This window comes from Natrarchaeobius oligotrophus (assembly GCF_003841465.1).
Classification (GTDB): Archaea; Halobacteriota; Halobacteria; order Halobacteriales; family Natrialbaceae; genus Natrarchaeobius; species Natrarchaeobius oligotrophus.
In genome coordinates this window covers 179395-198296 of record NZ_REFZ01000006.1, presented here as the reverse complement: position 1 = coordinate 198296, position 18902 = coordinate 179395, and the positions used below count along the sequence as shown (strand labels likewise).

Genomic DNA, 18902 nt, shown 5'->3' with positions numbered 1-18902 from the left:
GGGATCAGATCGCCTTCAGCGTCTCGTCGTCGGGCTCGTAACACTGTCCGCCCATGAGCGCGTCCTGAATCGCATCCTCGACCTCGTCTTCGGAGACGCCGAGGTCGTCGACGACGGCTTCGATCAGCGCCGTCCGATCCGCGCCGTCGCCGTCGTCGAGTTCCTGCATCGTCTCGACGACGTACTCATCGACGTCGACGTCGGCCGTCGGCTCGCTTTCGTCCGGTTCGTCCGCGTCTTCGGCCACCTCGTCTTCGCCTTCGTCTTCGGACTCGACCGCGCCCTCCGCCGTCTCGTCGACGACGGCCTCGAGGTCGTCGCCGTCGCCCGAATCGGCGTCGTCGGAATCGACCCCGGTCGAGTCGGCGTCCGCCACGCCGTCGGCGTCGATACCGTCACCGCTCGGCTCGCCGGCGTCGTCGGTCTCCGAATCCGCCTGCGGATCGGAATCCTCGAGCCGGGACGACGGCGGTGCGCCGAGGTCGTCGTCGGATTCCGACGACGAGTCGGCGATGGACGACTCGCCGGGGTCGTCGACTTCGGTGCCGGTCGTGAACTCCGCGCCGAACTCCGCCTCGAGTCGCTCGCGTTCGTCGTCGCCCATCTCGTACATCTCCGCGCCGACGTCGCCGGCCGCGAGATCGTCGAGGTCACCGTCATCGTCGTCGGAGCCGTCGGATTCGACCGCCTCGTCGAACGTCGACTCCGCTGGGGACTCCGCGCTGCTCGCGTCGGTTCCGCTGTCCGAGTCGGTCGCTCCGTCGAGATCGGCGTCGGGTGCGATCGATTCTGCATCAGTCGTCGTCTCCGCGTCGGCCGACGCCGAACTCGATTCCGCCTCGGATCCGGCGTCGGTGCTCGTCGAAGCGATGTCTTCGGACGCACCGCCGACGTCGTCGCTCGTCGCGGTGGCTGCGACCGAACGCTCGGGCTCGTGCGACTCGTCCGAGCCGGACACGGCGTCCCCGACGGTCTCGAGTTCGCCGTCGCCGAGGTCGGCTAGCGAGGAGAACGTCGCTCGCCCGTCGACCGACTCGTCGGGGGCGACGTCGACGCCCGATACCTGGTCGCGGTCGCCGGCGACGACCTCGACGGCCTCTATCGCACAGGTTCGAAGCGCCGCGAGGTACGACGGCGTCGTCTCGTAGTGGTCCAGCGCGAGCGCGGTCCCCGACGCGAGCGGCGAGTCGACGCCGGCTTCCTCGAGCGCCGCGCTCAGGTCGTCGCCGCGCGCCTCGAGTTCGGCGGCACCGGCGTAGGTGCCGACGCGGTCGAGCGTCCGTTCGGCCGCGCTGACGACCCACCGATCGCGGGTGTCTGCGTCGACGGTGGCGATGCTTTCGGGGCGGATGGAAGTGTACACTCGATCGGAGTCGTCGGGCTGAAACGTCCGCGCTTTGCCGGTCACCGCGACGAACGCGGGCGGCTCGATCCCCTCGAGGAACGCGAGTTCGTCGGGCTGGTACTGGCCGGCGTAAACGACGAACGCGCCGGTCGGATCGACGACGCGCGCGCGAACCATCTCGTCGTTGACCGGCGTGACCTCGGTGAGCGTCCCGACGACGAACAGGCGATTGACGCGCGCGCCGGTCGGCGCGATCACGTAGTTGGGGGCGCGCTCCTCGTCGCTCTCGGCGTAGGACAGGGACGCGTCGTCGTACTCGGCCGCCAGGAGCCGGTATGCGATCTCCCGGCCCGGAATCTCCTCGTCACCGTCGTTCGAGCTCATGCGTCCACCTCCGTCCGCTCGGTCTCGTCGGACGCTCCGACCGCCTCGAGGAACGCCGTCGCCCGTTCGACCGGGTCGTCGTCGTTCTCTTCGAACGTTTCGGCGTCGAGGTTCGCGCCGTAGTCGTCGACCGTGAGGTGACCGCGCACGCGGTACTCCCGTCCGACGATCCGTTCGCGAATCGTGTCGGCGACGACCTCCTGATCCATCGCGTCGCGAGCCTGCTCGAGGGCGTCCTCGAGCGTCCCGCCGTAGACCCGCTGGGTGAGTTCGTCGTCCAGGACGACGGTGACGGTGCCGGTTCCGTCGTCAAGGATCGCCTTCACCCGGAGGTCGTCGACGGCGTCGACCTCGCCGTGGGTTCGACACTGGCCCTTCTGGGTCACCCGGTAGCACTCGGGACAGCGCTGGATGAGCCCCGAACCGTCGCGGACGGCGATGAGGTTTCCGACGACCTCGACGTCGTAAATGCCGCCGGTTCGGACGGCTTCGCCGATCGCCATCGAGGTCGCGTCCGCGCCGACGTCGATGGCGCGGTCGAGTTCGGTGACGGTCGAAAACGTCGAGACGTTGACCTCGGGGACGCCCCGGAACTCCTTTACGTAGGCGTTTTCGATCCGGACGGAGCCGCCCGCTTCGATTTCCGGTGTCGGTTCCCAGTTCGTGAAGGGAAGGCGGCCGCTCTCGTCCCCGAAGACGCCGCTCAAAATCTCGGTTTCGCCGTCGCGTCCGTCGATGGTGCGGCGTTCGCACTCGAGGACCGACGCTTCGACCGTGACGGCGCGATCGCCGGTTCGTAGCTCCGCGAGCTGGGCTTCGCCGCCGATCTCGTACGGCACGTCGAGCGGCGTTTCCTCGAACGAAAGCGACGTGCTCTCGCCGAGATTGAGTTCGGGTTCGCCGTCCCACTCGCGGACGCTCGCGTTGCCCGCCGTAATGGTATCTCCCGGCTCGAGGCCGAAGTCCTCCCAGGCGGTGTAGTCGATGACGCCGGTGTCGTCGGCGATCCGCCCCTCGACGATGACGTGGTCGTCGCCCTGGTAGCGGATCGAGCGCTCGCCGGCCGTCAGCACGACGCCGGTGACCGTGACGTTGCCGTCGTCGGGGTCGATCTCCGCGACGTCTTTGGCCGAAGGCGTTCCGCTTCCGCCGCTCGAGCCGTCGCCGTACTTCCGGCGAAGGCTCTGTTTGGCCTCGTCGATGGGGACGCTGTACTCCACCAGGTTCTGCAGGTCGGATTTGACCTCCTCTTTGTCGACACCGAGGTCGGAGGCGAGATCCTCGGCATGATTGTCGAGTTCCATCACTCGGTTTTCGGGTGGGGTCCTCAAAAGCGTTCCCGCACCGTGTCGCCCGTGAGAGACCCCCGACGGCCGAGCGGCCGCGTCGCCGGCCGAGGCTGGCCGATCGTCGTGCGCCAGATTCATCTTCGCGTCGTCGAAATTTGACGTATGGAACGCATCGGGGCGGCCCTCGGCGGACTCGCGTTCGTCGCCGCCATCTTCGGTGGCATCGTCGTCATCCGAATACTCACGCGCGCGCTGTACGCCGCGATCTGGTTCGCGGAGACCGTCGCGACGCTCGCGTTCGCTCTGTTGATCGGCTACGTCGTCTACCGCATCCTGCTCGGCTCGAGCGACGATCCGAGACGAACTCGATGACGCGGGTCCGGATTCGACGCGCGGTCGACGCGGGCCCGAGCCGGACGGCTCGTGCGGTCTCGGTTCCTGACGACGGTAACGAACGGTTATACCGCCAGCGTTCGAAGGGGCGAGCATGCACGTCGTCGTCAACGCCGCCACGAGCGCGGACGGCAAGCTCTCGACGAGACGCCGCGAACAGATCGCGATCAGCGGCGACGAGGACTTCGAGCGGGTCGACCGCCTGCGCGCCGACAGCGACGCCGTCGTCGTCGGCGTCGGTACCGTGCTGGCTGACGATCCCCACTTGACCGTCAAGGACGACTCGCTGTGCGACCAACGCCGCGAGCGGGGCGAGCCGGAACACCCGGCTCGAGTCGTCGTCGACTCGAAGGCCAGAACGCCGTCGGACGCGGCGGTGCTCGACGACGCGGCCGCGTCGTACGTCTGCGTGAGCGAGGTCGCGCCCGTCGACCGGCGGATGGACCTCTCGGACCACGCCCGGCTCGTGACCGCGGGCGACGACCGGGTCGACCTCCTGCGGGCGTTCGCCGCGCTCGAGTCGTCGGGTCTCGAGCGGATCATGGTCGAGGGCGGCGGCGAACTCATCTTCTCGCTGTTCGAGGTCGGGCTGGTCGACGAACTCAGAGTGTTCGTCGGACCGACGGTGATCGGCGGCCGTGACGCACCGACGCTCGCCGACGGCGAGGGTTTCGTCGAGGAGTTTCCGACGCTCTCGCTCGAGACGATCAGGCGGGTCGGCGACGGCGCACTGCTGACGTGGACTGCCGGCTGACGCCGTCCGACTGCTCTCTCCTCGAGCGGACGATCGGATATCGGCGACTACGCTCTCCTTGAGCGGACGATCGGATACGGACGGGCGGGTCGAACCGACGCGCTACGTTACCGATTCGGGCCGGACACGCTGTTCGCCGCGAACGTCGCGAGCCCGATCGGCGGAACCGTCATCGCGACCGCCGCCAGCGGCGTCACACCTTTGCTCGCGGAGCGCTTTCGATCTGGTATGGAACGAGCCACGTTCGGCGGCGGCTGTTTCTGGTGCGTCGAAGCCGCCTTCGAGGAACTCGAGGGCGTCGAATCGGTCACCTCCGGCTACGCCGGCGGCCACACCGAGGATCCGACCTACCGCGAGGTCTGTTCGGGCGAAACCGGCCACGTGGAGGTCGTCCAGCTCGAGTACGATCCCGACCGGATCGCCTATCCCGACCTGCTCGAGGTCTTCTTTACGATCCACGATCCGACCACGCGCGACCGCGAGGGGCCGGACGTCGGCTCCCAGTACCGATCCGCGATCTACGCACACGACGACGACCAGCTCGAAACCGCCGAGGCGTTCGTCGACGCGCTCGAGGACGACGGCGTCTACGAGGGAATCGTCACGGAGATCGAACCGCTCGAGACGTTCTACGAGGCCGAACAGTACCACCAGAACTACTTCGAGAAGAACCCGACCGACGCCTACTGTCGAATGCACGCGGCACCGAAGGTCGAGAAGGTTCGCGACCGGTTCGGCGACCGCGTCGTCGCGGACCACTGACGCCGTCCGCCGGTTCCGAAGCGATCGCGAACCGTCCGGCGGTCGCCCCGGGGGATCGGTTCAGCGGATCGCGTCACGCGATACCGGCGTCGTCGCTCGTCGCGAACTGCGTCCTCGATTGCCGCTCGCCTCGAGGCGCTCGGATCCCGTCCGCGCCACGCCCCATCGCGACGGTCGGCGATGAACCCGGTACCGTCGCGGACGCGAACGGGACCGATCGCCGAAGTAGAGCCCGCGGTCACGTGGAGTGTCGCGGGAGTCCACAGATTTCCAGCGATGAACCGAGACGCGTGTCGAAAGCCGGACTTCGAAACCGCCGGCTGGTTACGATAATCGCGATCAGAACTCCCGGCGGACTTCCGACCAGAGCTGGAGTACGTGATTTTTCACCCGATCGACGCGGGCTCGAAGCTCCCGGTTCTCGTCGAGTTCGATCGCGATCCGTTCGAAGTTCGTGACGTACCGCGACTTGCTGTGGCTCCCGTTGCGGACGCCGGTTGCTTCGTCGACCAACCCGGCTTCCGTCAGCCGATCGAGTTTTCTGTAACACGTCGAGAGCGGACGGTCCACAGTCTCGGCGATCTCGTCGACGGTCATCGGCTCCTCGAGCGCCGAGACGATCTCCCGACACCCCTCGTCGTCCAGCGCCCCGACTATCCGTTCGAGATCGACTCGCTCCTCGGTCGGCGGGGGCTCGAGCGACATCCGAATGCGAACACGTTAGGGTCGAAGCCTAATGAGGCGTTTGGTCGCTCCGATATCCGGCGTCGGAACGGGTACCTACATGTGCGACCGCTCCGACGACTCCCGTATGAACGACGACGAAACGCCGGAGTCGACGCTCGAACGGACGCCCGGACGGGGACGATCACCCGAGTCGGAGCCGATCGAACCGTCGGCTCCCGACGAGTTCGGGCTGGTTCAGGTCTGGTGGGGCGACGGGAAGGGAAAGACGACGGCGACGCTCGGAATGGGGATGCGCGCGGCCGGCCACGGCTACCGAGTGCACGTCCTCCAGTTCATGAAAGGCGGGGCCTCGAGCGTCGAAGCGGTCCGCGGAGAGTACAACGCGATCGCTGCGCTGCCGGGGATCAGCTACGAGAACCTCGGCCACTACGGCTGGCACGGCATGGCCGACGGGAGCGACGAGGCCGATCACGAAGAGCGCGCCAGGGCGGGCCTCGAACGCGCCCGCGAGCTCGTTTCGGCTGCGAACGACGCCGACCTGGGAACGCCGTTCGATCTCGAGGGGCCGCCGGAGGAAGGCGTTCACATGCTCGTCCTCGACGAGATCCTCTACGCCGTCGACCGGGGCCTGATCGACGAGGCGGACGTCCTCGAGCTGATCGACGCCAAGCCGGACGGCCTCGAACTCGTCCTGTCGGGCAGTCACGCCGAGCCGACGTACCTCGAGAGCCGGGCGGATCTCGTTACGAACGTTCGAAAGGAGAAACATCCGATCGACGCCGGCCAGCGGGCACGACGCGGAACGGAGTACTGAGACGGTCTACCGTATCGGGTTACCGCTGCAACCCCGGCACGGTCGCGGCCGCACCGGCACCGACGGACAACGGTCCGTGTGATCGAACGCGTCGGTCGTCGCCACAGTTATTACCGATCGCTGACAACGAATCGGCGTTCGATGGCTGCTATACGGGTAGACGAATTGTGCAAGTCCTACGGCGACGTCCGCGCGGTCGACGGCATGAGTTTCGGCGTCGATCGGGGCGAACTGTTCGGCTTTCTGGGGCCGAACGGAGCCGGAAAGACGACGACGATCCGCGCGCTGACTGGACAGATCCGACCCGACGGCGGGACGATCAGCGTCCTCGAGACCGACCCGGTCGCCGAGCCGCTCGAGACGCGCCGACGGGTCGGCATCCTGCCGGAGCAGGGCTCGCCGCCGAGCTTTCTGACGCCGCGGGAGTATCTCGAGTTCGTGGGTTCGGTTCGCGACCTCGATCCGGATCTCGTGCGGCGACGGACGGACCGCTGGGCCGACCGACTCGGCTTCGAGAGCAAACTCGATACGCTTCACGTCGACCTCTCGCGGGGCCAACAACAGAAGGTGATGATCGCGCAGGCGTTCGTCCACGAACCCGACGTCGTCTTCATCGACGAACCGCTCGCTAACCTCGACCCGCTCGTCCAGGAACGGCTCAAACGGTTTCTCGTCTCCTACGCGGCCGGAGACAACGCCGTCTTCGTCTCGACGCACAACATCGACGTCGCGGCGGCGATCTGTACGCGGGTCGGCATCGTCGCCGACGGCGCACTGGTGGCCGAGCGATCGCTCGAGGGCGACGGCTCCGGCGAATCGCTGCTCGAGGTGTTCGTCGAGCGCGTCGACGAAGCCGGCGCTCGCGATCTGCCGACGACCGATGAACTCGCCGATGACTGACGCCGATTCCGACCGACGCGGACCGACCGCGACGCTGTTTGCGACGCTACTGCGCGAGGAGTGGCGGCTGCACGTCCGGCTGTTCGGCGGCTGGCGATTCGCACTGTTTCCGGTCGTCGTCGCCGGCCTCTCGGTGGGCGCGACCGTCGCGCTCTTGCGGACCGGAACGGCGAGCGAGCGGATCGTCGGCTGGGGGCACCTGCTCGCGCTCGGCTTCGGCCTCTACAGCGGAACCGCCGCGTTCACCGGCTCGGACATGCTCGAGGGAGTATTCGGTCGTCTTACGTTCGTGCTCTCGTCGTCGGAGACGCTCCCGCTCTCGCGGCGTCGGCTTCTCGGCGCGTTTCTCCTGAAAGACGGACTGTTTTACGCGGTCGCGTTCGTGCTGCCGATGGCGCTCGGCGCGGCCGTGCTGTCCGGACTCGGTCCGCGAACGCCGGGTCTCGTCGCGACCGCGTGGCTCTCGCTCTCGCTCGTCTTCGCCGCCGGAATGGCCCTGACGGTCGCGTCGATCGCCGCGCGAAGTCGCGGCGTTCCCGTGTGGCTCTCCCTGCCGGCGATCGGGTTCGTCGGCGTCCTCGCGTGGACGTCCGGCTACGGAGCGATCCTCGAGACGGCGCTCGTCCCGATGGTCGGCCCGCCGACGTCGGCGATCGGACTCAGCGTCGCCACCGTCGCCGTCGTCGCGGCGTCACTTTTGTGCTACGATCCCACGTACGGACAGCCGACGCGGACCGCGACCGACCGGTTTGCACGCCTCTGCAATCGACTGCCGACCGACGACGACGCCCTCGTGGCGAAGACGCTGCTGGATCTCGCGCGGTCGTCGGGCGGCGTCTGGAAGCCGTTCGTCTCCGCGGGCGTCCTGCTGGTCCTCGTCGCCGCGCTCGTCGGCGTCGTCGACGCAATCACGGGGATCGAGCCCGCGCCGGGGGTATTCTTCGGCGGCGTTCTCGGGCTTTCGGCCTTTACGACCTACAACTGGCTCACCCAGTTCGACTCGCTCGAGGACTACCTCGTCTACCCCGTCTCGGTGCCCGCGGTGTTTCGAGCCAAGCGGATCGCGTTCGTCCTCGTCGGTGCCCCGACGGTCGCGGTCCCGTACCTCGCGGCCGTCTTCTGGTTCGAGGCGACGCTCGTCGACGCCGTCGTCGGCGCGGCGTTGCTCGCCGGCTACGCCTCGTACTACTTCGGACTCACCGTCTACCTCGCCGGCTTCGACCCCAACGAGTTCCTCTTCGACGCGCTCCGGTTCGGCGCGTTCACGGCGGGCGTCGCCGTTCCGCTGGTCCCGACGCTGGTCGTCGGCTTCGTCGTCGTTCCGCCGTCGACGACCCTCGCCCTCGCGCTGGCGGCCGCCGGCTTCGTCCTCGGCGTCCTCGGCTACGTTCTCTCGAGTTGGGCCGGCCCGCGCTGGGAGCAACGCTACCGCAGCGGCGTCGACTAACCGAGATCCGGCGGGCGGAAAGCCACGATCGATCGGCCCCGTCACGGCCGACCGGATCGGTTCTCATCGGCGGTTGACGGGCTCTACCGGAAACGCGTCCCGGCTCGTGGTCCGCCCTTCGCCGTCCCCCTCGCCTCCGGACGGATCGTCCCGACGCGTTCGCATCGAGCCTGCGATTGCAAGGTCATTCCCGAACTGGCACGACGTGGACGGTGCCGGCGTGAAGGTCGTCTACAAACCCGGAAACACCTACGAGGAGATCAACTGCGTCGACTTTCGCGAGTACGAACACGGCGTCGTCCTGCTCGGCGAGGACGGATACAACGTCGGCTACGTTCCACACGAGATCCTGAGCCACATCGAACCCCACGAGGGCGAGCGGATCGTCTTCGAAAGCGGCCAGCCGCCCGAGCGCGAGGACGACGAGGAGTGATCGGCGACGCGGCGGAACGCCGCGTTCCGAACCGACAGGACGATAGCCCCGGCCGCTCGAGTCCCCGATACGCGGATGACCCGGACGCTCCTCGTCGCCGGAACGGCGAGTCACGTCGGAAAGTCGACGATCGCCGCCGGCCTCTGTCGGCTGCTCGCCGATCGGGGCGTTTCCGTCGCCCCGTTCAAGGCACAGAACATGAGTAACAACGCTCGCGTCGTCGTTCGACCGGACGCGATTGCGGGGAGCGACGGCGGCGACGGGCGAGCGGGCGGCGGATCGGACGAATCGGCGAGCAACGGCGATCGGGACGACCGCGGCGACGATCGGGCTGTGGCCGAGCGAGGCGATCGCTGGGGTGAGATCGGCGTCTCCCAGTTCGTCCAGGCTCGAGCCGCGCGGACCACTCCGACCACCGACTGTAACCCGGTGCTGTTGAAGCCCCGCGGCGACGGAGAGAGCCAGCTCGTCGTGCAGGGACGGGCTCTCGAGCACCTCCCGGCCGGCGAGTACTACGAGGAGTACTGGGAGGAAGCGCTCGCCGCGACAGAGGAATCCTACCGCAGGCTCGCGGCCGACCACGACGCGATCGTCGCCGAGGGCGCGGGAAGCATCGCGGAGATCAACCTGCACGACCGCGACCTGGCGAACGTCGAAACCGCGCGCTTCGGGGACGCCGACGTCCTCCTGCTGGTCGACATCGAGCGCGGCGGCGCGTTCGCCAGCCTCTACGGCACCGTCGAACTGCTGCCCGACTCGCTGCGCGATCGGGTCGTCGGTGCGGTAATCACCAAGTTCCGCGGCGATCCGTCCCTGCTCGCACCCGGCATCGAGGAGATCGAGTCGCGGACGGGCGTGCCGGTGCTCGGGGTCGTCCCCTACGACGATCCCGGTCTGCCCGAAGAGGACAGCGTCTCCCTGCCCGGGCCGGGCGAACGGGGCGCGATCGGCGAAGGCGACGGCGTCCCCGACGACCAACGGATTCGGATCGCCGTTCCTCGGTTGCCGCGCATCTCGAACGCGACCGACCTCGAGGCGCTTGCGGCCGAACCCGGCGTCACGGTCGAGTTCGTCCCGATCGATTCGGACGGTCGAACGGACGAGAGCGCGGATGCCGACCCGAGGTCGAGCGCCGATCCGCTCGCGAACGCCCACGCCGTCGTGGTTCCGGGGACGAAGAACACGGTCGACGACCTGCTCGCCCTTCGAGCGTCAGGGTTCGCGGACGCGCTGTGGTCGTTTTCCGGCCCCGTCGTCGGCCTCTGTGGCGGCTATCAACTGCTGGGCGAGCGGATCACGAACGCGTCGCTCGAGGGAACCGGAACGGCGGACGTCGTCGAGGGGCTGGGGCTGCTTCCCGTCGAGACGCGTTTCGAGTCCACGAAACGGCTCGAGCGCACGACGGTGTCCGTCGACGGAACGGCGACGGCGCTGCTTCCGGGCGTCGAGGGAACCGTCTCGGGGTACGAAATCCACGCTGGTCGGACGCGACCGCTCGACGACGCGGTTCGACGCCCGCTCGGGGACTCGAGCGCCGCGTGCGGTCGGGTGCTCGGAACCTACCTGCACGGACTGTTCGACGACGACGCGGTCCGGACGGCGTTTCTCGAGTCCGTGGCGGCACACGCGGGTCTCGAACGCGGCCGGGATCGAGCCCTGGTCGACAGCGGCGAGGCCGAGGCGGCGACGGATCGAACCGACGCGACCGGGACGACGCCGTACGATCGCGCGGCGCGACTCGTTCGGGAGAACGTCGATCTCGAGGCGCTGGGGCCGCCGTTCGGGTGACGGAGACGGGGACAGGGCGGTTTGTGCTCGACCGGGATCGCCACTCCGGCGGCTACTCCGTGCCGTTCCGGTAGGTTCCTAACAGCTCCTCGAGAATGATACACTCCTGGTCGGAGGCGTCGTAGTGGGTGTCGATGAACCGCTCTGCGGCCTCGTAGTTTCCTCGGAGCCCCTGTTTGCGAACGGTGATTACGGCGTCGAGGAAGAAGGTTCCGCCGTCGGTTCCCAGGGCTCTGGCGTGGTCGGCCTCGGAGATGGCGAGTTCTGATTTGATCTCCTCGAAGTTGAACGTCTTCACGTTGTGTTCGGGGTTGATGAGGCTCAGTACGTACTCCGCGGAGAAGCGATAGAACTCGGATTTACTCTCGAACATACCGTCGTCGACGAGCGCGTCGATCTCCTCGACGACCTCGTCTGGGTACCTGACGGTATCTTTCGCCATGGCCTGACAGTCCACGCTACACACTAATTATAGTTTCGAAGAAACACTTCTTCCGGTGAATATCGCCGCCGTGAACGATCCACGGTCGAAGAACGGCGAAAAGCAACTACCTGCAAATTTATTATTTATCGTGTGCAAACGGCTAACGCGATGACAGACGAAGACGAAATCCGCGACCAGATGATCGACGCGTTCGAAGGTGCCGACTATCCGATCTCGAGTCCGATGGACCTCGTTCCGGCGCTTCCGAACGGCCCGGGAACGAAATTCGAGTCCGGAGAGTTTTCGATGACCGCCATGGAGCTAAACACGAAGACGTCGGGTGGAGACTTCCCGTACGACGACGTCGAGACGTTCGTCGACGACATCATCGAGGATCTCAAAGAACAGGGCGAACTCTGAGACGGACCATCGTCGTCGGTTTCTGTGCAACCGCAGGACGGGGACGGTTGCACCGGCACGTCGGGCCGACAGACCGTACGACCCATTCGACGTGAATTCGTCCCATCTCGCAGGTTGCGGCAGTCGGAGACGCGACCTCGTCCCGGAAACGGTAGTTCGAAAGCGAACGCGGACGGACGCGAGTTCGTATGCGCGGGTTTTTTATTCCGAGAGCTGTTTTCGAACAGAAAGGGGGCGGAGGATTCGGTGAGAGTCATCGGACGCCACACCGAGAGACATGGATCGAACTACCCACACGACCGACGAGACTCGAGACGGGCTGATCGTTCTCGTAACCGATTCTCGAGCAGAAGACCGTCTCAAGCTTCTGTCCGAGCGTCTCGGTGAACGAACCGGATACCGGATACGATCGATGCCGGTAGATGATCTCGAGGACGCGTTCGATCGATGGTGTCCGGACGGGTTCGTTCTGACGATCGACCGGTCCGATCGCCTGCGCGAACTGATCGACCGCGTTCGGAGCCGAGCCGTCGGAACGCCGATCGTCGTCGCGCCCCAACGGGGAAGCGAGGAACTCGCGACGACCGCGTTTCGGGCGAACGCGAGTGAGTACGCTCCGCTCGAGCGCGACGGAGCCGCGGACCGCATCGCCGAAGCGATCCGGTCGCGAGAAACGGAAATTCGAGGCCGAGACGACGAGTTCCGACACATCCTGGCGGACGAGCTTCCCGACGAAGCGTTCATCATCGGGGAGGACGGGACGTATTTCGAGGCGAAAGTCCGGCCGGAAGCCGAAGACCTCTACACGATCAGCTCCGACGAACTGCCCGGATTGACGCTCTCGGATTGCTTTCCCGACGACACCGCAGCGTCGCTTCAGAAGTGCATCGATCGGACGCTTCGAACCGAGGAGGTGCGATCGATCGAGTACGATCTGGAGGCGAGCGGAGAGTGGCGTCGGTTCGAAGCCCGCGTGGTGCCCCTCGAAGAGCGCGTCGAGGGCCAGCGCGCGGTCGTCTGGCTGGCCCGTGATATCACCGACAGGGCGAAACGCGAGCGCGAACTACGCTCGCGCCAGGCCCAACTCGAGACCCTGAATCGGATCAACGCGGTCGTCAGACAGGTGATCGAGACGCTGGTCGAAGCGCCGGCGCGAAACGCCATCGAACGGGAGGTCTGCAACCAGCTGGTCGACTCGGAGCTGTACTGTGGTTCCTGGATCGCCGAGCGCGCCGGAAACGGGAGTCTGGCCTATCGAACCGGTGCCGGCGACGCGACGACGTACCTCGAGCGTGCGCGCACCGAGGAGTTCACGGCCGAGTGCCCCTTCCAGCGGGCCGCGAGAACGGGAACCGTCCAGACGGTGACGCACATACTCGAGCGCCAGCCCTTGCCCGACCCGCTGCAAGCGGCCGCCCGCGAGGACGACGTGCGGGCGGCGATCGCCGTTCCTATCTGCCACGACGACGCGACCTACGGCGTTTTGAGCGTCCTCGCGAGCCGCCCCGACGCGTTCAGCGACAGCGAGAAAGACGGGTTCGAACTGCTGGGCGAGACGATCGGCTTCACGATCATGGCCGTCAAGAACCGCCAGTTGCTGTTCGCCGACACGATCGTCGAACTCGAGTTTCGGATCGACGGAGGCGAGACGTTCTCGTTCGACCTCTCGGAGGAGTACGACTGTACCTGCTCGCTCGAGTGGGCCGGCACCACCGTCGAAGGACGAACGTACCAGTTCGTGACCGTCGCGGGACTCGACGGCGAGACGGTGATGGAGGAGGCGCGTGCACACGACTCCGTCGAGGAGTGTCGACTGATACACGACCGGATCGAACGCTGCACGATCGAGATGCGTCTGTGTGAATCCGGCGTCAGGACGCTGACGAACTACGGCGTCACGATCCGGGACGTGACGGTCGAAGACGGCATCGGAACCTGTCGCATCGAGGTGCCACAGGACGCGGACATCCGGGAACTCGCCGACGCGCTGGCCGGCATCTACGAGAACACGGAACTCGTCGCTCGCCGGGAAGTCGACCGCGAGGTTCGAACCGCGGCGGAACGGCGAAACCGAATTCTGGACGAACTCACCGAACGACAGCTCTCGACGTTGCGACTCGCGTACTACGGCGGGTTCTTCGACTGGCCCCGCGAGAGCACGGGCGAAGAGATCGCGGCGGCGATGGACGTCTCGCCGCCGACGATGCACCAGCACCTCCGGAAGGGGCTCAAGACGATCCTCGGGGAGTTCTTCGAGTCCGGCGGTGCGACGACCGAGTGAAGGATCTCGAGTACCACCGACTCGAAAACGTTCACGAACGCGTGACCGTCAGGAGATCATAATAGTCGCGTATGTGAACCCGAACGTCGAACACGAACCGTCGGCTTCGTTCGAACGACGATGTACGAACCGGCGGATGGCGATCGTGGACGGGCGGTGAGACCGTGGTAGCGGACGCCGTCGACGCGGTGTTCGAGGGATCGAACGGCCGGTACTACACCCACTGGCAACTGTACCGAAATCTCGAACGCGGAAGCTGGAGACTGTGCATCTACCAGGGCCGACCCGAACGCTACCTGGTCGAGGCCGCCGACCGACGGTTGCTGTTGCTCGCGGCGATCGATCCCGAGGAGTTGCCGGACTGGGTCGAGATCAGGATCGAGGGGTCGGTCGCGCGCGTCGTCGATCGTCGCCGATCTGCGTCGACGACGACCGACGGCGAACGTCGCCGACGCGAGTGAGCCCGGCGTCTCGACACCCCGACTCGTCGCGGACGTACGAGGTGTCACATTCGCGGTCGATCGGAACCGCGATCCGGCCGGTGATAAAGTACGAACATAGTAACCGGGACCTAGAGATAACTGGGGGCGATACTCCCGAGCGTGAACCGGCGGTACGTTCTCGGGGCGATCGGCTCGCTCACTTCGATCGGAACGCTCGCGTACGCGACGCGAGATCCCGTCGAGGCGATCGAGGTACGAGTGTGGCTCTCCGACCGCGCCGCCGAGTACGACGCGGTCGAAACGCGGGTGCTCGAGTACGTGAATCGGCTGCTCGACTTCGAGTTCTGGACCGTCGACGCGTCCTTTGGCGGCGTCGTTTCGGTCTCGACCGAAGACGGTGCCGTCGTCTCGACGAGCGGGGAGTGGCCGCTCGCGGTGACGTCGGGGACGATCGGCTCGTCCGACCTCGACCCCGCGACCGACGTGAATCTCCTCGTTACGGACGGGCAGATGAAGTACGCGCCGACCGGCTACGGTTTTCCACACGTCGCCTCGGTGGGCGGAGCGCGATATCTCGGTTCGCTCGAGCCGTTCGACGAGCTGGTCGGGTCGGGTCCCGACGGGGCGGTCAAACGGCGGATCGTTCCGCTGACGTCGTCGACCCGGACGATGCAGGTGTTGCTTCACGAAGTCGGCCACGCCCTGGGACTACACCACGACCACGGGGTCGCGTTCCGGTACGGCGACGCCGTCGTCGCGACGCCGATGATTAGCACGTACGCGTTCGATCCGGACTACGAGGTCGACCGCTCGCGCTGTGGAACGAGCTATCCAGACACGTCGGGGCGCGAGCGAAAGCTCAGCCTCGCGTTCTCCAACTGTGCCCGACGCGAGCTTTCGAGTTACAGCGGCGGACTCCGGCTTCGACGCGGGGACGAGGAAAGCGGTTTCGAGTGGTGACGGCCGCCTTCGATTTCGCGGTGGTGACGTGCCGGTCCGTCGCCGAGCGGTGCGGTTCGTGCGGGGATCGTCCGTCGTCTACTCGTCGTCGGATTCCTCGTCTTCCTCGCCGCGGACGAAACTCATCTGCGCCTCGGGGCTTTCGTTCGCGTCGGTGGCGCGTGGTCCCTCGATGAGCGACTCGAAGTCGTCGACCTCGTCGTACTGGTCGCGGTAGACGAGTGCAGCCTTTCCGAGCGACGTGATCTCGTACAGTCCGGACCGCTCTGCGGGACCGATTTTCTCGACGAGTCCGTAATCCTCGAGCACCGGTAGCCGCGTGTTGATGTTCTTTCGGCTCTTTCCCGTGTGGGCCGCCAGATTGGTTGCAACGTTTCGTCCTTTGTCCTCTAACGCCTCGAGGATCAAGAAATCAGTTGGTTGACGTAACTTCACTATCGTTCACTCTCGTACGTACTCTATATTTCCACTGGTAACTAATACTTTCGACTCGGTCCCCGCTGTTGGGGAAACCAACCGCCGAAAATAATCACTCGTGGAAATTACTATAGCCAGTTTGGTACGTCGACCGGGTTGATTAATCGTCCGCCTGACTCGACGACCTCCGTTCGATCGGGGCCGGCGATCCGGCGGCGGTCGTCACCAGTGTATCCGACCCGGGGTCGATCGGTCGGCCGATCGCGTCGAGGACCTCCGAATCGAGCCACTCGAGGAACTCGGCGACGTGTTCGGGCGATCGAACGCGATAGGACGCCGCCGACGGCCGAGAGTCACCGACTCTGACGCCGATGCCGGCCGGTTCGACCGCCTGGAAGGCCGATTCGTCTGTGACGTCGTCGCCGACGTAGACCGACGCGGTCTCCGCCGGCAGGTCGGACGCGATCAGTTCCACCGCGTTCCCCTTCCCCCAGGGAATCGCCGGCCCGACCTCGAGGACTCGTTTCCCGCTCGAAAGCACGAGGTCGCCGCCGCCGATCCGGTCGACGATCCGCTCGGCGAGACGTCCGACCACGGGACGAAGCGCCGCGGGAACCGACCGCGTGTGGACCGTTCCGGTCAGCCGTTTGTTCTCGATGCGCGTTCGGGGGATCGGTTCGAGGACGGTCTCGAGCGCCGAGCAAACCTCGTCGACCAGGGCGGCGCGCGTTCGAGCGATCGGGTGAACCGCGACCGAGCCGTCGCGCTCGAGTTCGAGTCCGTGGTTGCCGGCGTACACGTCGGCCCCGCCGACCCGCGTTCGGACGTCGGAGAGGGCGCGTCCGCTGACGATGGCCGTCGAGACCTGCGGCTCGCTCGCGAGCGTCTCGAGACCGCGTTCGTTCGCCTCGAGCGCGGCGGCGTCCGTCGGCTCCTCGACGATCGGCGCGAGCGTTCCGTCGAAATCCAGGCAAACGAGCAGCCGCGACGCGCCCGAAAGCTCCCGGCGAATCCGCGGCAGGTGCTCGTCGAGCCGTCGGGGTGAGGTTTCCGACATTGGCTTAAAGCGACGGCGTGTGGCCGTGAACGTCGTGATCCGTTCCGGAGTTCGACGAGTCGTCGGTTCCGTTCGCGTCGACGTCCGTCACGTCGCGAACCCGTTGGATCCAGTCGAACTGGGTCGACATCCACGACTCGATGTCGTTTTCGAAGACTCGACTGCGAAGCTCGTCCATCCGTCGCCGTCGCTCCTGGCGGGGCATCGATACCGCCTCCTCGATCCGCGTGGCGACGCCTTCGGTGTCGGCTGGGTCGATAGAGAGCGCGTGCGAACCGAGCCGTTCGTGTGCGCCCACCCGGTCGCTCAACAGCAACGTTCCGTCGCGATCGACGCTCGAGGCGACGTACTCCTGTGCGACCAGGTTCATCCCGTCGACGAGGGGACTCACCACCATCACGTCCGCCCGGCGATACAGCGCGCTGAGGGTCTCGGCCTCGAGGTACGATTCCGTGTACGCGATGGGCCGCCAGTCGTCCGTCGCGAACCGATCGTTGATCCGTTCGACCTCGCGTCGAACGTGGTCGCCGTAGCGCTGGTACGTCGGGATTTCCGTGCGTGACGGCGTCGCCTTCTGGACGAAGGTGAACTCGCCGCGCCAGGCGGGGTTTCGCTCGAAAAAGCGCTCGACTGCGGCCAGGCGCTCCGGGATCCCCTTCGTGTAATCGAGACGGTCGACGCCGAGGCCGATCGCGTTCCCGTCCGACACGCCGAGCGCGTCGAACAGCGACGATAGTCGATCGTCGTCCGCGGTCCGGGCGTTCCGGTCGTACGTCTCGGCGTCGATCCCCATCGGCGTCGCGACGACCCGGGTCTCCCAGCCGTCGTATCGAACGATGTTGCGGTTCGGGTCGACGGCAGCTGACGGGAGCAGCCGGTTTATACTCGCCAGGAAGGTATCCACGTACGAGTCGACGTGGAACCCGAGGAGATCGTTGCCGAGCAGGCCCTCGAGCAGCTCTTCCGCGACGGGACACTCCGCGAGGACCTCGGGCGACGGCCACGGGATGTGCCAGAACTGAGCGACCGTCACGGTGTCGGGGACGGCGTCGCGGATCGTTCGGGGAGCGAGGCCCAAGTGGTAATCCTGGAGCCAGACGACCGAGTCGGCGCTCGCGTGCGTTTCGACGGCCGCCGCGAACCGATCGTTGACCGTCCGATACCACTCGACGTAGTCGTCCCGATCGGAGACCAGATCGGGAAACCCGTGACAGATCGGCCAGAGAACCTGGTTGCTGAAGCCGTAGTAGTACGAGTCGACGGCCTCGTCGGAGAGGTCGATCCGCCGGAGCGTGTACGATTCGTGCGACGGCGGTACGGAAACGCAGTTGTCGCCGTCCGCGACCGCGAAATCCGCGTCGCCGTCGCCCCAGGCGATCCACGTCCCGTTTGCGTGCCGGAGGACGGGATCGAGACCGGCGGTCAGTCCGCCGGTCGGTTCGTCGACCGTGACGGCATCGTCGTCGGCCTCGAGCGTCTCCATTTCGGCTCCGCCGGTCGCCGAATCGGCCACAGCCGGAGTATCGTCTGCGTACTCGTGACGGTACGGCTGTCGGTTCGAGACGACGATCAGGGGACCGGGGCACGTCGGTCCGTCCGGTTCCTCCTCGGTCGCGTCCTCGCGCCCATGGCCTCGTAGGTGTCTGCTATACGGATGCGTCAACGACAAACGCTCGTCGGTAAATCGCATTCGCTGAAACAACACAGCGCCGCCACGGGTTGATTCGTGGCCTGCATCCGCATGGCGGTCTAATACTCACCCGATACCGTTCGGGCCAGACGGACCGTTCGGATGCGGAGAATGTTCGTCTCGACGACAGTATCGGTTGTCCGAATCGATCGTCCGATCGAATCGCTCGGATCCCCGTTCGGGGACGGTCCCCTGGTTCGGGTGTACGCTCCGA

Annotated in this window: 19 protein-coding genes; 12 read left to right on the top strand and 7 right to left on the bottom strand. The window is 66.4% G+C overall.

From position 1 onward, the window contains the following. Positions 1 to 4: 4 nt before the first annotated feature. Together EA472_RS10885 and EA472_RS10880 are read right to left on the bottom strand one after the other, a co-directional pair. Entirely contained in the window at positions 5 to 1729 is a 1725-nt protein-coding gene (locus EA472_RS10885) for a hypothetical protein (RefSeq protein WP_124191539.1), read from the bottom strand. Further along, positions 1726 to 3033, bottom strand: coding sequence for a Single-stranded DNA binding protein (locus EA472_RS10880; RefSeq protein WP_124191538.1), 1308 nt, complete (start codon positions 3031 to 3033; stop codon positions 1726 to 1728). The genes EA472_RS10885 and EA472_RS10880 overlap by 4 nt, the downstream gene beginning before the upstream one ends. A gap of 147 nt (positions 3034 to 3180) precedes the next feature. Here EA472_RS10880 and EA472_RS10875 point away from each other — a divergent pair, with 147 nt between their 5' ends. The 3 genes from EA472_RS10875 (at position 3181) to msrA (ending at position 4927) form a co-directional block, all read left to right on the top strand. Further along, a complete protein-coding gene (locus EA472_RS10875; RefSeq protein ID WP_124191537.1) occupies positions 3181 to 3390 on the top strand; it encodes a hypothetical protein in 210 nt (69 codons plus the stop codon). A 115-nt stretch (positions 3391 to 3505) separates the two neighbouring features. Further along, on the top strand, positions 3506 to 4165 hold the full coding sequence (locus EA472_RS10870; RefSeq protein WP_124191536.1) for a 2,5-diamino-6-(ribosylamino)-4(3H)-pyrimidinone 5'-phosphate reductase: 660 nt from the start codon (positions 3506 to 3508) through the stop codon (positions 4163 to 4165). Positions 4166 to 4393: 228 nt separating this feature from the next. Then, entirely contained in the window at positions 4394 to 4927 is a 534-nt protein-coding gene (gene msrA / locus EA472_RS10865; RefSeq protein WP_124191535.1) for a peptide-methionine (S)-S-oxide reductase MsrA, read from the top strand. Positions 4928 to 5266: 339 nt separating this feature from the next. Here the strand turns inward: msrA and EA472_RS10860 are convergent, their stop codons facing one another. Continuing rightward, entirely contained in the window at positions 5267 to 5632 is a 366-nt protein-coding gene (locus EA472_RS10860) for a winged helix-turn-helix domain-containing protein (RefSeq protein ID WP_124191534.1), read from the bottom strand. 106 nt (positions 5633 to 5738) lie between these two features. Between EA472_RS10860 and EA472_RS10855 the strand changes: the two genes are divergently transcribed. From EA472_RS10855 to EA472_RS10835, 5 genes are all read left to right on the top strand, one after another. After that, a complete protein-coding gene (locus tag EA472_RS10855; RefSeq protein WP_124191533.1) occupies positions 5739 to 6428 on the top strand; it encodes a cob(I)yrinic acid a,c-diamide adenosyltransferase in 690 nt (229 codons plus the stop codon). A gap of 141 nt (positions 6429 to 6569) precedes the next feature. Next, the gene (locus tag EA472_RS10850) at positions 6570 to 7328 is read left to right on the top strand and encodes an ABC transporter ATP-binding protein (protein ID WP_124191532.1); all 759 of its coding nucleotides are present in this window, start codon (positions 6570 to 6572) and stop codon (positions 7326 to 7328) included. Next, entirely contained in the window at positions 7309 to 8775 is a 1467-nt protein-coding gene (locus tag EA472_RS10845) for a hypothetical protein (RefSeq protein WP_394341341.1), read from the top strand. The genes EA472_RS10850 and EA472_RS10845 overlap by 20 nt, the downstream gene beginning before the upstream one ends. Before the next feature lie 220 nt (positions 8776 to 8995). Then, a complete protein-coding gene (locus tag EA472_RS10840) occupies positions 8996 to 9208 on the top strand; it encodes a hypothetical protein (RefSeq protein WP_124191653.1) in 213 nt (70 codons plus the stop codon). Positions 9209 to 9283: 75 nt separating this feature from the next. Then, entirely contained in the window at positions 9284 to 10996 is a 1713-nt protein-coding gene (locus EA472_RS10835; protein WP_124191530.1) for a cobyric acid synthase, read from the top strand. A gap of 52 nt (positions 10997 to 11048) precedes the next feature. Here the strand turns inward: EA472_RS10835 and EA472_RS10830 are convergent, their stop codons facing one another. Continuing rightward, the gene (locus EA472_RS10830; RefSeq protein ID WP_124191529.1) at positions 11049 to 11438 is read right to left on the bottom strand and encodes a CopG family transcriptional regulator; all 390 of its coding nucleotides are present in this window, start codon (positions 11436 to 11438) and stop codon (positions 11049 to 11051) included. A 150-nt stretch (positions 11439 to 11588) separates the two neighbouring features. Between EA472_RS10830 and EA472_RS10825 the strand changes: the two genes are divergently transcribed. The 4 genes from EA472_RS10825 (at position 11589) to EA472_RS10810 (ending at position 15524) form a co-directional block, all read left to right on the top strand. Continuing rightward, the gene (locus tag EA472_RS10825; protein ID WP_124191528.1) at positions 11589 to 11840 is read left to right on the top strand and encodes an MTH865 family protein; all 252 of its coding nucleotides are present in this window, start codon (positions 11589 to 11591) and stop codon (positions 11838 to 11840) included. Positions 11841 to 12117: 277 nt separating this feature from the next. After that, positions 12118 to 14121 (top strand): bacterio-opsin activator domain-containing protein, encoded by a 2004-nt coding sequence (locus EA472_RS10820; protein WP_124191527.1) that lies wholly within the window; start codon positions 12118 to 12120, stop codon positions 14119 to 14121. 164 nt (positions 14122 to 14285) lie between these two features. Beyond that, a complete protein-coding gene (locus EA472_RS10815) occupies positions 14286 to 14582 on the top strand; it encodes a hypothetical protein (protein ID WP_243637828.1) in 297 nt (98 codons plus the stop codon). 141 nt (positions 14583 to 14723) lie between these two features. Further along, complete coding sequence (locus EA472_RS10810; protein WP_124191526.1) at positions 14724 to 15524, top strand: peptidase M10A and M12B matrixin and adamalysin; 801 nt, start codon at positions 14724 to 14726, stop codon at positions 15522 to 15524. 78 nt (positions 15525 to 15602) lie between these two features. On the opposite strand, the gene EA472_RS10805 is transcribed toward EA472_RS10810, so the two are convergent. The 3 genes from EA472_RS10805 to EA472_RS10795 all read right to left on the bottom strand — a co-directional run bounded on the left by EA472_RS10805 (position 15603) and on the right by EA472_RS10795 (position 18688). Continuing rightward, a complete protein-coding gene (locus tag EA472_RS10805; RefSeq protein ID WP_124191525.1) occupies positions 15603 to 15959 on the bottom strand; it encodes a winged helix-turn-helix domain-containing protein in 357 nt (118 codons plus the stop codon). A 142-nt stretch (positions 15960 to 16101) separates the two neighbouring features. Next, positions 16102 to 16998 carry a trehalose-phosphatase gene (gene otsB, locus EA472_RS10800; RefSeq protein WP_124191524.1) on the bottom strand — a complete coding sequence of 299 codons (897 nt, stop codon included), beginning with the start codon at positions 16996 to 16998 and terminating at the stop codon, positions 16102 to 16104. A gap of 4 nt (positions 16999 to 17002) precedes the next feature. Continuing rightward, entirely contained in the window at positions 17003 to 18688 is a 1686-nt protein-coding gene (locus EA472_RS10795) for an alpha,alpha-trehalose-phosphate synthase (UDP-forming) (protein WP_124191523.1), read from the bottom strand. Positions 18689 to 18902: the final 214 nt, after the last annotated feature.